This window comes from Enterobacter sp. 118C5 (assembly GCF_034107645.1).
GTDB lineage: Bacteria > Pseudomonadota > Gammaproteobacteria > Enterobacterales > Enterobacteriaceae > Enterobacter > Enterobacter nematophilus.
Genome location: NZ_JAWNEU010000014.1, coordinates 1 through 12,167, shown reverse-complemented (window position 1 = coordinate 12,167; position 12,167 = coordinate 1). Strand labels below are relative to the sequence as shown.

General features: G+C 48.6%; 19 protein-coding genes. 13 read left to right on the top strand and 6 right to left on the bottom strand.

Translation table 11 applies throughout. The features are described from left to right. Nucleotides 1–42 precede the first annotated feature (42 nt). The 5 genes from UTO39_RS18610 to UTO39_RS18590 all read right to left on the bottom strand — a co-directional run bounded on the left by UTO39_RS18610 (nt 43) and on the right by UTO39_RS18590 (nt 4,231). A complete protein-coding gene (locus UTO39_RS18610) occupies nt 43–1,329 on the bottom strand; it encodes a site-specific integrase (protein WP_320727785.1) in 1,287 nt (428 codons plus the stop codon). Continuing rightward, on the bottom strand, nt 1,329–1,544 hold the full coding sequence (gene xisR / locus UTO39_RS18605; RefSeq protein WP_010429804.1) for an excisionase family protein: 216 nt from the start codon (nt 1,542–1,544) through the stop codon (nt 1,329–1,331). Before xisR ends, UTO39_RS18610 begins: the two co-directional genes overlap by 1 nt. Before the next feature lie 61 nt (nt 1,545–1,605). After that, nucleotides 1,606–1,911, bottom strand: coding sequence for a DUF4060 family protein (locus UTO39_RS18600; RefSeq protein WP_407065111.1), 306 nt, complete (start codon nt 1,909–1,911; stop codon nt 1,606–1,608). After that, the gene (locus UTO39_RS18595; protein WP_320727783.1) at nt 1,832–3,736 is read right to left on the bottom strand and encodes an exodeoxyribonuclease VIII; all 1,905 of its coding nucleotides are present in this window, start codon (nt 3,734–3,736) and stop codon (nt 1,832–1,834) included. The genes UTO39_RS18600 and UTO39_RS18595 overlap by 80 nt, the downstream gene beginning before the upstream one ends. Nucleotides 3,737–3,958: 222 nt before the next feature. Then, nucleotides 3,959–4,231, bottom strand: coding sequence for a hypothetical protein (locus UTO39_RS18590; protein ID WP_320727782.1), 273 nt, complete (start codon nt 4,229–4,231; stop codon nt 3,959–3,961). A 425-nt stretch (nt 4,232–4,656) separates the two neighbouring features. Between UTO39_RS18590 and UTO39_RS18585 the strand changes: the two genes are divergently transcribed. Beyond that, nucleotides 4,657–4,911 carry a hypothetical protein gene (locus UTO39_RS18585; RefSeq protein ID WP_047744371.1) on the top strand — a complete coding sequence of 85 codons (255 nt, stop codon included), beginning with the start codon at nt 4,657–4,659 and terminating at the stop codon, nt 4,909–4,911. Nucleotides 4,912–5,349: 438 nt separating this feature from the next. Here UTO39_RS18585 and UTO39_RS18580 read toward each other — a convergent pair whose 3' ends face one another. Next, nucleotides 5,350–5,745: a hypothetical protein gene (locus UTO39_RS18580; RefSeq protein WP_236903562.1), complete on the bottom strand. Its 396-nt coding sequence runs from the start codon at nt 5,743–5,745 to the stop codon at nt 5,350–5,352. A gap of 94 nt (nt 5,746–5,839) precedes the next feature. Between UTO39_RS18580 and UTO39_RS18575 the strand changes: the two genes are divergently transcribed. The 12 genes from UTO39_RS18575 to UTO39_RS18520 all read left to right on the top strand — a co-directional run. Further along, the gene (locus UTO39_RS18575) at nt 5,840–6,097 is read left to right on the top strand and encodes a YdaS family helix-turn-helix protein (RefSeq protein ID WP_023311189.1); all 258 of its coding nucleotides are present in this window, start codon (nt 5,840–5,842) and stop codon (nt 6,095–6,097) included. Then, nucleotides 6,097–6,546 (top strand): hypothetical protein, encoded by a 450-nt coding sequence (locus tag UTO39_RS18570; protein WP_320727781.1) that lies wholly within the window; start codon nt 6,097–6,099, stop codon nt 6,544–6,546. The genes UTO39_RS18575 and UTO39_RS18570 overlap by 1 nt, the downstream gene beginning before the upstream one ends. 16 nt (nt 6,547–6,562) lie before the next feature. Beyond that, nucleotides 6,563–6,820: a DUF4222 domain-containing protein gene (locus UTO39_RS18565; RefSeq protein WP_320727780.1), complete on the top strand. Its 258-nt coding sequence runs from the start codon at nt 6,563–6,565 to the stop codon at nt 6,818–6,820. Beyond that, entirely contained in the window at nt 6,817–7,770 is a 954-nt protein-coding gene (locus UTO39_RS18560) for a helix-turn-helix domain-containing protein (RefSeq protein WP_320727779.1), read from the top strand. Before UTO39_RS18565 ends, UTO39_RS18560 begins: the two co-directional genes overlap by 4 nt. A gap of 29 nt (nt 7,771–7,799) precedes the next feature. Continuing rightward, a complete protein-coding gene (locus UTO39_RS18555; RefSeq protein ID WP_320727778.1) occupies nt 7,800–8,474 on the top strand; it encodes a DUF1627 domain-containing protein in 675 nt (224 codons plus the stop codon). Nucleotides 8,475–8,674: 200 nt separating this feature from the next. Further along, on the top strand, nt 8,675–8,941 hold the full coding sequence (locus UTO39_RS18550; protein WP_320727777.1) for a DUF977 family protein: 267 nt from the start codon (nt 8,675–8,677) through the stop codon (nt 8,939–8,941). A gap of 393 nt (nt 8,942–9,334) precedes the next feature. Further along, entirely contained in the window at nt 9,335–9,856 is a 522-nt protein-coding gene (locus UTO39_RS18545) for a hypothetical protein (protein WP_265637974.1), read from the top strand. Nucleotides 9,857–10,319: 463 nt separating this feature from the next. After that, the gene (locus tag UTO39_RS18540) at nt 10,320–10,643 is read left to right on the top strand and encodes a hypothetical protein (RefSeq protein WP_320727776.1); all 324 of its coding nucleotides are present in this window, start codon (nt 10,320–10,322) and stop codon (nt 10,641–10,643) included. A 173-nt stretch (nt 10,644–10,816) separates the two neighbouring features. Continuing rightward, nucleotides 10,817–11,035, top strand: a complete 219-nt coding sequence (locus tag UTO39_RS18535; protein ID WP_320727775.1) for a hypothetical protein — start codon at nt 10,817–10,819, stop codon at nt 11,033–11,035. 144 nt (nt 11,036–11,179) lie between these two features. Continuing rightward, entirely contained in the window at nt 11,180–11,473 is a 294-nt protein-coding gene (locus tag UTO39_RS18530) for a Ref family recombination enhancement nuclease (protein ID WP_320727774.1), read from the top strand. Next, nucleotides 11,466–11,834: a RusA family crossover junction endodeoxyribonuclease gene (locus UTO39_RS18525; RefSeq protein WP_265637982.1), complete on the top strand. Its 369-nt coding sequence runs from the start codon at nt 11,466–11,468 to the stop codon at nt 11,832–11,834. The genes UTO39_RS18530 and UTO39_RS18525 overlap by 8 nt, the downstream gene beginning before the upstream one ends. Then, the coding region (locus UTO39_RS18520; protein ID WP_320727773.1) for an antiterminator Q family protein at nt 11,827–12,167 on the top strand (341 nt) is incomplete at its 3' end. The genes UTO39_RS18525 and UTO39_RS18520, both read left to right, overlap by 8 nt.

Here is a 12,167-nt window from a genome sequence, read left to right as displayed (position 1 = left end):
AGTTTAACGCTGATTATGTAGTTTAAAACCAGCATCATGAAATTAAATGACTTTTTTAATGCTACCAATGCCTTGGGGGCGTCTTGGGGGCATTGCAGTCGGCATCTGATTATTTAGCATATTGACCTGATCCTGGTTCATATCTCCAATCCACTTCGAGTAAACCTCGTACACCATACGTGCATCTTCATGACCCATCTGGCTGGCGATAAAGGAAGGGTTAGCACCGGCCATAAGCGTCCAGCAGGCGTAGGTGTGTCGCGACTGGTATGGATTTCTTTCACGTATACCGGAAAGTTTAGTGCCCCGTTTCCACCCATACGAAATCGAGTTTTTGGAAAAATACCGGTTCTTGCCCGACGTACACCTCTCAGGAGAAAAAACGAAACGTAGATTTTGCGTTTCGGTTTTGCCAAGCTCCCTATGATGGAAGATGATTTGCTGCCTGGGACTATTGCCGGTGATTTCATACTGCTCTTTCAACGCATCAAGGGCTGGTTTCAGTAGGGTGATCGTTCTTATCCCGGCATCAGTTTTGGGCGGCACAAACAACCCTTTATTCGTCAGGCTTCTGGATACGTGAATTTCGCCTTTCTTCAGGTCAATATCCTCCCATGCCAGAGCACATACCTCACCCGGTCTCATTCCTGTATGGACAGACACAATAATGATTAAAACCCACTTACGAGGGAGGAGAGCAATTAACGCATGATACTCATGAAGTAAAAGCGGATCAGGATCTGCCTTTGATAGCTTGAGCCTCGATACTCCCTCATAAGGAGCGTGTAATATAAACTGGCTTCTGTTCGCAAGCTTCAGCATTTCTGAGAAAACAGCCATCTGTTTATTGACTGTTGAAGGCGCGCGACCTTTTTTGCTCCGATTGGGCATCGAAGGATTCACAACCTCCCCGGTCAGCAGCTCTTTGCGGTAATTCAGAACATCAGCGTGCTGAATATCAACCAGGCGAGTGTTTTCGCCCACGACACGCTTAAGGGTATTAACCACAGAGACAATGGAATGCAATGTAGCCTCTGAGACCTCCAGAGCCTTAGTATCTATAAAAAATTCACATAGATCGTTGAACGTGCCGATTCGTTTAGTTGATGAGAATTTTTTAAGAGCCTTTGATTCAGGGAAGCGCGCCGCGTAATCGAACTGGCCGAATTGGATCTCACTTACGATGACTGCGCGGAGGTTTCCCGCCTTCTTGATGTTACTGCTGTTAATCACCCAGCCACGCAGAACTTCGCGGCAGCGAATGCCGCGATATGTAAATGTGATCCTGATTTTTCCGTTGTGAAGTTCAACGCCGGTTGGAAAGTTCATCATGCTTCCTGGATAAATCTATTAATCAGCGGAAAGTTGTACCAGACCAAAGCGCGTTTGCTTTCTCCACCGGGTACTGCGGGTACTCGCTTAAAATGAACCCCTTCAATCCAGCATCCGAGGCGATAAGCTTTTATTTGCCTGTCATCAAGCCCCGTTTTTTCAGTTAGCTTTCCCGCCACCATCCACTCTTCATCGAAAATGATTTGCGCCATGCTTAACTCCATGACGCCGCCACGATACCGCAGCGGCAGATAGTATATTGATTGTCAAAAATCACCGACCAAGCCCGGGGAGGCATTGCAAAGGTCTGGCCCTGGTCATTGCCGTGGCCATATAGCTGCGTGGCCTGTTAACAACCTCGACCGTAATTTTTCTCCCTTGGATCTTGATGGTGTAAAAAGTCTGTTTGTCGCTTCGACCATGCTCGCCGTATTTCTCAAAATGGCATTTGAGCGCGGCGGCACATGCGGGCCCGCCGATGCTGTCTCCCTTGCTACGGTTAATCAGACGCACAGGAGCCTTCCTGATGGTTGATAACGCTGTGTGCAAGCCCGGCGGCCATAGCCGGTAATTCCTCATATTGATTGCAATATGCCGGGTTGGAACATAAGCCCTGCAGTGCTGCAATGATCAGCTGCTGCAGGTAGGTAACAGCAGAAAGCGGAGCGTTTGTTTCAGGTGCTGGTTCGGGCTCTGCTTTTGGCTTTGCAGTAACTGCCAGTGAATCGAGCACGACAGATTTTGGTGGTTCCGGTCGGCGGTATTCCACGATCGCATCAAGAGCGATTTTCTGACGAACGCTTATATCGTCAGACCAGCTATCCAGCATGGTGGTGGCCACGTCGTGGATCTCCTCGTCGGTGAAATCAGGGGACAAGCAAAATTCTGTGGCGGTGATATCTTCCATCAGTAGCGGGATAACATCGGAAACGAGCTGGCCGGTGCATGCAACCACTCCCTCTGCCTCTTCTTTCCCCAAGATGTCGGTGCGGCCAGAAATCAGGTCATTGAGTGCATGCAGAATTGAAATTTCGCGTTCGCCTGGCGCTGGTGGTACTTCCTGTTTTTCGACTTCATTTGAGGGGGAGACATTTATCAGTGCATCGACAGAGAAGACGCCTCCGCCAAGGTTCTCCACCTTCGGCTGGTCGATGGGCTGCTGTACTGGCGCGGAGCTCTGAGCGAATGCCTCATTGAGTTCTTTGTCGAGCTGCGCAGCTTTGGCAGGGCAAACTGCTGGTGGCTGAGTTTCGCCAGGTACAGGCGATTTGGCTTCATCATTTTCGTTTCCCTCAGGGGTGGCGCGGGATTTTGGGCGGCAAGCTGCATCAACCGTTTTCTGATCTGGGTGCGCGTGGTTAAATTCAACCAACTCGCGATTGATGTACTGGCGCAGCGCGACAGGATCTATCCAGAGTTTTTCCGGAGCCGATTTAATTAAGGCGATGATGGCTGCCCGGGAATAATCCAGAATACCGGGGGTGCCACGCAGTTTTTTCCACCATGCAGTAAAGCGGGGGTCCTGTTCTGCTTCCGCCATGGCTTTCGCCGGAATAAATAATCTATTCGGGATGCCGTAAATGTCGATCTCGTCGTACATGCCCAGAATCGCAACAGCAACCTCTATCTTGAGCGTAGACAGGTTGTGTGCCAGATCTGGGCTGCGGTCTGTCTTGTTTCCTCCGCCCAGAGTGGAGTCAGTGTCCGTGCGGTTTTCTTCGGTGTTAGTGATAATAGGCTGAGGTCGCTTATCAATCGGCGTATCGATCCATTTAGTGATCTGCTTTTTAATGTCCGGCCACTGTGCAGATTCTTTTGTGTTCTCACGTACCCAGGCGAGTAATTGCTCCTGCCGTTCCGGTGCCAGGGCCAGCGATCGTGTTTCTTTGGATAGTGCTTCGGCCAGCTCGCGGGCAAAGCTGGGTTCATCATCATTCTTCAGATCTACGATCTGGCCGTACTGCGCTGAAGTGATTCCAGGGACCGGGCCGAACAGTGCTAGACAAGCTGCTCGGGATGCCTGGTCGAGCTGCGCAACGATTTTAATTTCTTCCTGTGCCTTGTTGTCGTCCCATTCCGTCTTTTCTTCAGATTCAGGCTGTGGCGCCGCAGCTGGTTCGCCAGCGTTAACATTCCAGATTGCCACGGTATCGAAAAATTCAGGTGAGAAAACATCAAGCTCAGGGCACGGCAAACCATCACGGTGCTCCCAGATTTTCACTTTAAAATAATCATCAATATGTTCAGGGTGCTCAGCCGCCAGCTTGCCGAAAATTACGGCTTCAGCGATGGCTTTTGTTGCCGCATTAACTGCGGTTGCAAGCGGTTTTAAATCTGGGTGTTTTTTTAATGCTTTATCTTTTGGGAAATAAGCACCACCAAATACTTTTAACTCAACAGACATAATGACCTCGCTTAATATTTGAAAAAAGATGTTTAATGAAATGGCTTGCGGATGCCGCGTTTTACCTTTCTTAAAGCGTCACGTTTTTCTCTTTTTTCATTGCATTGCTCACATAAATAAATCGTGCGCTTAAAGAGATATATTTCTGTTTTCCTTTCGTGCATTTCCGATTTTTTATAGTCGTGACAGCAAACAGCGCAATGACAATTGATCTCATCCATATCAATTAAGTTGTTGGCGCTTATGGTCGTAATAGGACATGCCACAGGAGTTCTGCGCTTCTGCGAATTTCACAGACAGCAAACTAATGTGTTTAACAGCGCAGGCAGGGCAACCGAACTCTCCGAGTACGTAGCCACCATCAATCACAACGGTAACAGGGCCAGAGGATGGCAAATGAACCACGCCTGAAATAACACCGTTAACATTAAAGGTGGCAAGATTTTTATTTACGATTGCCAGGCTCAATTCTACGGTGGTAATAGTTGCTTTCATTTTATGATCCTTAATTTAAGGTGTGAAAATCCCTGCCGTTTAAGGCATGGTTTTTAATAGTGTATAATTAAATGACAGTCAGGTTATTGCGTTTTATCGACGCTATTAACCTTCAGAGTTCAGGGTTGGCTTTTTGAGCAAGCAAATAACAAAGTTTTCGAAGTTTTATTTCAAACCAGTTAAGGCGGACTGCCTGTTGTCGTGATGGTTGACGATTAAAGTCTGTCATAATGAATCCCCTATTAAGGTTATTAACAGCCATCTACAATTTCGATTGCCCACAACTGGAAGCACACTCCGCCAGCTAACAAACCAATCCCCATTAGTGAAAGGGTGGAATGCGCTTCCAATTGTGCGCCTGTCTTTTCACCACTTCAGGCTCGGTGGTATTCTGGTTGCTCTCACACAGCCAGAAGGAAACTTGCATGCGCGGAGTCGTCGTACATCATGAGCACCGCATTGGTTACATCGTTATCCGTGACCAAATCGGAGAATTCACAGTCGCTGAGCTGCTCGGTGGGTATGACATCGAGAAGGGGCACGTCATATCCGGTGATTTCCATAGCCTCGGTGGCGAAACTTTCATGAACGAGACCGAAGAAGAAGAGATTGAGGTATTTGTTCAGGGTTACGGCTTGTCTGAACAGCAATCTATTCTCATGATCCGAGGCACTCGTTAATCCATCGATGAAAAAGAGCACAGTGCTTTAACGTCGTATTGCAGTATTCGACGGAGATGACCTGGCCTTGTGTTGAATGAGGCTTATTCTCTTCGTTGATCTGCAACCCTCGCTTGGCTGCCATCTCCAGGCGTGCAATCTTTTCAAAAAGTTCTTCCACATTCTTATCCAGTTACTTTCCTCAACTCATACTGGCGAATCATCCCGGTCTTCATATGCCCCGGGCGGCTACTTCGTGGACATCCTACCTGTTCGCTTTGTTTACCCTTATCGCCGGGTAGGCGGAACGTTTACTAATTACTGCGTGTTTTGTTAGTCTAAGTTTATAAACAAATAAACCAAAATGTAAAGTCAATAGTAAACAAAAAGGTGTGAAAAATTAGATGTGGTTGAATTTGCAGAAAAAAAAGACCGCAACAGGCGGTCTTTATAGGGGAGTTAGTCTATTTCGAGGTCTTTGAGCATCTGAAGGATTTCTTGTTTGCTCTTGCCTTTCAGCCTTGCCTTGAGCTCATTGTCTATGGAGTTAACTTGGGCCCTGAGGTTTACCATGTGCTGCTCTTTTTCCCATTCAGCAAGGCTGTCGAAAAGGTCTAGTAATTCTTCATGGCGCGCGTCAAATGGGCGAGGGGATCTTATATCTTCACCCATAGGTTCTTCATCAAGATAACCAGGAGCCATGCCGTAATCTCGTTCAATACGGCGCGCAGCTCTCTCGCCGAACGACGCTTTGCCGTTGATCAGCTGTGAAAGGTAGCTCTTCTCTTTCTCCGGCAGGGTTCTGCTGGAAAACCATGCCGCTAGGCGCTTACGCCTGATTTCTTTTGTGTCCATGCAGTCATTTTGATTAGTAATTTCTAAACAAGCAAAAACTTGACATTAATGTTTAGTGGTTTATAAACTTACAACTCGACACATAGGAGCAATTATGCAACTCAATGACTTTTTGAAAGCCGGTGGGCCAAAGATCCGCAAGGCGCTGGAGCAACATCTTGGGATATCGAAATCTTACCTCTCCCAACTTGCAACGGGGCGAGCTGCTATTTCGCCAAGTCGATGCATCGTTATCGAAACCTTTACCGATGGAAAGGTTTCTCGTTCTGACATGCGGCCAAGCGATTGGGCTGAAATTTGGCCTGATTACAAGCCAAAAAATAACACAACAGCTCAGGAGGATACTGACTGATGGAAATCAAAAAACTGGCATGTGAGCTGGAGTCATGGGCACAGGAAAAGGGCTGGAAGACGGTTACACAGCTGATAACCCCGCATCACTTTGGCGGTCTGCTTCAGCCACTGGATAACGTGACGGACTCAGACGAGTACGCGCGCCGACTGCACAACAACAAGCAGATTATCCAGCGTGCATTCCGCAACGATACGCCTAACTACCTGAAACAGGCGGAAGCCCTGAGTTATGCCATCCGCACCGCCATTGATAACGAACTGGAGCAGAAAGACTGCATGCTCTACCGGGCTGCCAGGGTTAACAAAGAGTGTATCGAAGCCACCAACGCGGTCTTTACCGGCAAACCGCAACCGGTAATCAGGCGAGAAACCCTGGAAGCGATAGACGCGCTGGCGCAGCTGGTGGGCGTAAAGGTTCAAATCATGAACAGCCATCGGGCTGCATAACGTTCTGGAGGCAACTATGCGTACTTCTCAGGAATTAGCGAGCGCACTGGCAGAGCGCATGAAAAACGCGATGAATAACCGACCCGCTCAGGAGCCAGTGGATCGCCGCGGTGAAATCATTCCAGGGAAGCGATACCTCGACGAACGCGGGCGCATGGTGACTGTTTTACGTGCATCCCAGCTCCGCGTGTCATATCGCCGGGAGGGGCACACCGGCGTCAGTGAAACAGGGCGCCGAGAGTTTGAAATTAAGTTCACTGAGGTGAAGTCGTGAGCGTGAAATTATCTTCCTGGGTGTGGGACGGTTGTGCCGCACAAGGTGTCAAGGGCATAAAACTGCTGGTTATGGCTCGCCTGGCCGATTTTAGCTCGGATGAGGGTGTGTGCTGGCCGTCTGTTGCCACCATTTCCCGCCAGCTTGGGGCCGGGCGAAGTACTGTGATAACTGCGATAACCCAGCTTGAGGCAGACGGATGGTTAACCCGTACCGAACGTCGAAACGGCCAGCGCAGCGGCACTAATTTATACACGCTGAATGCTGAAAAATTACGCAAGGCGGCAGCATATTTTCAGAGTTCAGATTCTGAACGTTCAAAATCTGGACATCAATTAAACAAGGGGTTAGCCAACCCTGATGATTCAGATTCTGAACATTCAGGTTCTGAACGTTCAAATCCCGAACGTTCAGAAAACGCGAATAAACAGGGTTCTCAGGGTTCAGAATCTGGACACGATCCGTCAGTAACTACAGATCCATCATTAAAACAGATCTCTTCGTCCGAAAATTCTGGCGAATTTCCAGACGGCGAAGATTCAGCCAAAAAAAGACCGGCCGCGAAAAAATGGGGCACACCAGAAGATCATCAATGCGCAAGCTGGATATTTTCCAAAATCCGAACTCTGTATGAACAAGCAGCCGAAACCGATGGTGAAGTTTCTCGCCCCAGAGAACCAAACTGGAACGCATGGGCAAACGAGATCCGGTTGATGCGCACTATCGACGGGCGCACACACCGCCAGATTTGCGACATGTTCAAGCGAGTCCATAGCGACCCGTTCTGGTGCCGAAACGTGCTAAGCCCGGCGAAGTTGCGTGAAAAATGGGATGACTTGGTACTGAAACTGGCACCTGTCGCTCACAGCGGAGTGATGCGCAGTTCCTTTGACGATGAATATTACAAAAACGACATTGAGGCCGCGGCAAAAGCGGGCTTCAGGGTCTGATCTAACTGAATTTTATCAGGAGAATATTTATGGAAACCGTACTTGATGCACTGAAAGCCATGAAAAAAGCGACATATCGCGAGGTTGCTGCCCGTCTGGAAATCGAGCCCGTTGAAGCGCTGAACATGCTGCGCGAGCAGAAAGAACAGGGTTTATGTGATTTCTATGATGGGGCATGGTCTCTCGGTACCGTGAAAGAGCAGGCCAAGCAGCCGACCAAACCGCAGGCAGCGGTGCCAGCACATCAGGCTCCGCGCCTGAAAGGTGATGAACCAGCACCGGTTGATACTGTGGCTATCCGCCAGTTGCTTGGAAAGAGCGGAGCTATGACCACCGCGGCGCTGGCTGCAGCTGTAAATCGTAATGCCCGCGGCATGGTCTCAGTAATGCTGTCTTTTGAGCGCCAGGGCGTGGTTATCAAAAATGGGAAGGGGAAGGGCGTGACATGGTCTCTGCCTGGAGCCGGTGAGGCCGCAGGCGCTACAGTTGAAGCTGCGCAGCCAGAAAAAACAACTGCAGAAATTATTGAGACCATCCCGGCATTTGCTTCCCGTCCGGATGACCTGATTATTACGTCATCCCGTTATATCTCTGGTGAAATCCGCCGAACAAAAGCGAAGCTGTCAAACCTGCAGCGTCTGCAGGGGGCTGTTCGGGAGCTGCGCCGCCATAAGCATCTGCTGGAGGGGCTGGGGAATGAATAATTTACCGAAATGTCCTCAATGCGGCATGACCCCTTCACTGAGGGTTCGCAGCCGGGGAATGAACTGGGGTTCAGCAGAGGTCCGCTGTTCGAACGGTTGCCCTGACATCCGAGCGGGATTTTCGTTCCCGCCTGATGGTGAGGCAGCGGCCCGGCAGTTGCTTCAGGAAAAATGGAAAGAGCTTATGGGAGGAATCAACGATGCCACGACCAAAAACTCATGAAGAGCGCACGGTGATGATTAACCGGATTATCGAACTGGTGAAAGAGCAGGGCCATATCACGACTAAGGACGTCGTCGCGATATTTAACTTGCACCGAACCACGGCAGAGAAGTACATCCGGATCGCCGTGCAACGTGGAGAGCTTATCCGCTATGGTCGCTGCGGTATTTTCCGTGACCAACGTGCAATTATCGACTTTGACCTTAGCCGCTTTTCCCAGCATAGAGTGGCTATGCAACCTTAAGTAAGGCTTTCACCGCAGAAAGGGCACACATCATTCTTAATTCAATGAAAGCGCGAACCCAATGGATGATTATCCAGGTCGATATGAACAAGCAACAATCCCTGACTGGATAACTCCTGATAGAGCTAGAATGACGATACATTTATCACTGTTGTTTAATACAGATTAAAACAATGATGCTAAAATCTTTCCCTACATCTATGATCTGTGTAAGTGATTGATTCTATTGATTTATCGTGATTATGTTGTGGTTTGTGACAAAATTTGATTGATCTTTTTTGTGGTTGTGACTAGGGGGCTTGTCAATTGGATTCATCGATCGATGAAAAAAGAATTGATCGATGAATCCTTTGATTCTAAACTAACAGTATTGAAGTAATCAGAGATTCAGCCATGGCTAACAATTATTCAACTCAAGCTTTCTTCGATTTCCTGTACGAACTGCCTTCATTGGGACTCATCAATGAAGCAACTGCACGTAACCTGAAGAATTCAGCGTTGTTATTGCTCTCTGTTATCAAAATTCACAGTGATGATGATGTACGAGATCTAGACGTTGAAGACTTGATCGCGAAGTATATTGCAACCCAGTCCACGAAGCCTGGTGAATCTTCCATTCAAAGCTATCAAAGCCGATTTAAAAGCGCCGTAAACAAGTTCGAGGAGTATGTGCGAGTGGGTACTATTGTAAACCAGTCAGATACTGACGGAAGCCAAGACGGATTTGATACTGCGGATCAGAATGCGGAGAAGATTAAACTGGGCAAGAGAGAGAAGGTGCAAGCCTTCAATTTGCCGATTGTAGTTCGCCCGGAGACAGGAACGATGATTACTGTCCAAGGCTTACCAACTGATCTCACTGCGGAAGATGCTGAGCGTATTCTTTCGGTATTAAAAGCGTATGTGCGTTCATAAAAAAAATTTGGGCCCATCCTTTGGAGAGGAAGGGCCCGGATTGGGGATGTTGGAGCACCCGCAATCAGTACTGCGTATACAACAGTACAGTAGCGGATCCCCATATTTTAATCAAGTTTTAGGGAGGTGCTCCCCTGAGGCGAGGTTTATGTATGGCTTTAAAAGACATCGCTACCAAACCGTTACCAGCCGGTTTTCGCTGGGTAAAATGCCGTTTCCGTAAAGCTCGTGCAAAGGCAGGGACTCCTGATTCTGAACGTAAGATTCTTGATGCTCATGCCTATGGTTACAAATGCTGGTCCTTTCCAGTGCGCACTAAGCACTAACTCTTAAACCCGCTTCGGCGGGTTTTTTTATGCCTAATGCCAAATATCCTTTAACATTTCGTGCTCTTAATCCATTGATCATTTTTCTGTATGGCGTTACTGTATAAATATACAGTTAATTGACAGGGGTGGTTATCATGGGTTTTCCATCACCAGCAGCAGACTACGCAAAACAGACGCTCACTATCACCAGCCTTTGCGGCTATGACGGCAACTGCCGAACCATCGAAACATCAGCCGGGTACGCGATCATAAACGTCGCCAGAAAGCCGGAAGTGGGTGATACCGTCCTGATTTCGTTCTGCGGCAGTCTGGACTTCGCAAACGTCCAGGGGAAGGCACTGATCACTCAGGATGGAGAGGCTATCGAGGGCGAAGCGCTGGACGATGCGACCGTAATGGGCGTGGTAACGCACCTCCTAAATCATGTGACCGATACTGACAGGCGGCCTGTGATTTAAAAACTCTGATCTGATTCCTGTGTATTGAAAGCAGATCGGTTAGACAGGCCAATTACAGTTAATTGATCTTTCTAACCTATTAGACATCTGGTTAGCGAAACCTCAATGAAATCAGTTCACAGGGAGAAAAGGACCGCCCCCGCAAGGGGAAATCCATTTTTAGGGATGTGCCCATGAAATTGAACGAATTTGCTGCCGGTCTAACCAAAGACGGAATACTTGTTTTATGCCTTACTGATGGTGAAATAACAGATTACTTGGTGACCAGCAAGGCATTGCGCACACTGATTCGCCAGAAAGAAGGAGGGCTTTCAGCCCAGGTTCTGGATGATGAAGATCGGATAATAATCTTAAACTCCCTTCCAGAAGCTCTTAAGGTTCTCAAGCCGTAAGTGTTGATTTATAATAATCAAACGGGCTGAACACCCACTGATTACTGCGCCAACATGAGGAATCAAAATGGCGCAGAGCATTACCCTAAACAACTCTCACCGCCCGTCTATGTGCGGTGTTTCTGCTTATGCTGGTGGTCCGGCATGAAGAAAGCAGACAGCCTCCATCTTTCGCGTGTGGCCGCACTGAGCTGCATCGTGTGCAGAAATCAGAACTTGGGCGAAACGCCTGCGGAAATCCACCACATCCGAACCGGGCAGGGCGCAAGCCAGCGCGCTGACCATCGAAAATCAATTCCCCTATGCCATATGCACCATCGCAACGGCGGTTATGGTGTGGCGATTCATGCTGGCCGTAAGCAATGGGAGGAAAACTTCGGTACCGAGTTGCAGCTGCTGGAGCAGGTCCAGTTAGAGCTGGGGGTGTTCTATGCCTAAATACATCATCACCCCAGTCGGAAAACCCCGCATGACTCGCCGCGATAAATGGAAACAGCGGCCGCCGGTGATGCGCTATCGCATGTTTTGCGATGAAGCTCGCCTTCATGGAATTAAGGTACCGGAGAGCGGTGCCCATATCACTTTCGTTTTGCCGATGCCGACGAGCTGGAGCAAGAAGAAGCGCGCAGCGATGGACGGCCAACCCCATCAGCAAAAGCCCGATCTGGACAACTTAAAAAAATCTCTGCTGGACGCCTTGTTTGAGGATGATTCCCACATTTGGGACGCCCGGACATCAAAACTATGGGGCGAAACCGGAATGATAATTATCGAAAAAATTGGAGAGGAAAATGCGTGACATGTACGAGGTAATGGACCGCTGGGGAGCCTGGGCTGCAGCTGATAGCAGTGGAGTTGACTGGCAACCAATCGCTGCTGGTTTTAAAGGTCTACTGCCGCACGGTAAGAAATCGCGCCTGCAATGTGATGACGATGAAGGGATAATGATTGATGGCTGTGTTGCACGCCTGAAGAAATATAAGCCGGAAGAATATGAGCTGATTATTGCTCACTTTGTTATTGGTATCTCGCTACGTGCTATAGCAAAGAAACGTAAGTGTTCTGATGGAACGATACGAAAGGATCTCCAAACAGCCCTTGGGTTCATCGAAGGGCTGTTTATATTCATAAA

What these genes read in the sequence shown, in the direction of transcription:
- UTO39_RS18535 (WP_320727775.1), top strand. Translation starts at nt 10,817, where the DNA reads ATGAAATTGAACGAATTTGCTGCCGGTCTAACCAAAGACGGAATACTT.
- UTO39_RS18540 (WP_320727776.1), top strand. Translation starts at nt 10,320, where the DNA reads ATGGGTTTTCCATCACCAGCAGCAGACTACGCAAAACAGACGCTCACT.
- xisR (WP_010429804.1), bottom strand. Translation starts at nt 1,544, where the DNA reads ATGGCGCAAATCATTTTCGATGAAGAGTGGATGGTGGCGGGAAAGCTA.
- UTO39_RS18600 (WP_407065111.1), bottom strand. Translation starts at nt 1,911, where the DNA reads ATGAGGAATTACCGGCTATGGCCGCCGGGCTTGCACACAGCGTTATCA.
- UTO39_RS18530 (WP_320727774.1), top strand. Translation starts at nt 11,180, where the DNA reads ATGAAGAAAGCAGACAGCCTCCATCTTTCGCGTGTGGCCGCACTGAGC.
- UTO39_RS18570 (WP_320727781.1), top strand. Translation starts at nt 6,097, where the DNA reads ATGGAAATCAAAAAACTGGCATGTGAGCTGGAGTCATGGGCACAGGAA.
- UTO39_RS18550 (WP_320727777.1), top strand. Translation starts at nt 8,675, where the DNA reads ATGCCACGACCAAAAACTCATGAAGAGCGCACGGTGATGATTAACCGG.
- UTO39_RS18555 (WP_320727778.1), top strand. Translation starts at nt 7,800, where the DNA reads ATGGAAACCGTACTTGATGCACTGAAAGCCATGAAAAAAGCGACATAT.
- UTO39_RS18575 (WP_023311189.1), top strand. Translation starts at nt 5,840, where the DNA reads ATGCAACTCAATGACTTTTTGAAAGCCGGTGGGCCAAAGATCCGCAAG.
- UTO39_RS18610 (WP_320727785.1), bottom strand. Translation starts at nt 1,329, where the DNA reads ATGAACTTTCCAACCGGCGTTGAACTTCACAACGGAAAAATCAGGATC.
- UTO39_RS18595 (WP_320727783.1), bottom strand. Translation starts at nt 3,736, where the DNA reads ATGTCTGTTGAGTTAAAAGTATTTGGTGGTGCTTATTTCCCAAAAGAT.
- UTO39_RS18525 (WP_265637982.1), top strand. Translation starts at nt 11,466, where the DNA reads ATGCCTAAATACATCATCACCCCAGTCGGAAAACCCCGCATGACTCGC.
- UTO39_RS18585 (WP_047744371.1), top strand. Translation starts at nt 4,657, where the DNA reads ATGCGCGGAGTCGTCGTACATCATGAGCACCGCATTGGTTACATCGTT.
- UTO39_RS18545 (WP_265637974.1), top strand. Translation starts at nt 9,335, where the DNA reads ATGGCTAACAATTATTCAACTCAAGCTTTCTTCGATTTCCTGTACGAA.
- UTO39_RS18580 (WP_236903562.1), bottom strand. Translation starts at nt 5,745, where the DNA reads ATGGACACAAAAGAAATCAGGCGTAAGCGCCTAGCGGCATGGTTTTCC.
- UTO39_RS18565 (WP_320727780.1), top strand. Translation starts at nt 6,563, where the DNA reads ATGCGTACTTCTCAGGAATTAGCGAGCGCACTGGCAGAGCGCATGAAA.
- UTO39_RS18590 (WP_320727782.1), bottom strand. Translation starts at nt 4,231, where the DNA reads ATGAAAGCAACTATTACCACCGTAGAATTGAGCCTGGCAATCGTAAAT.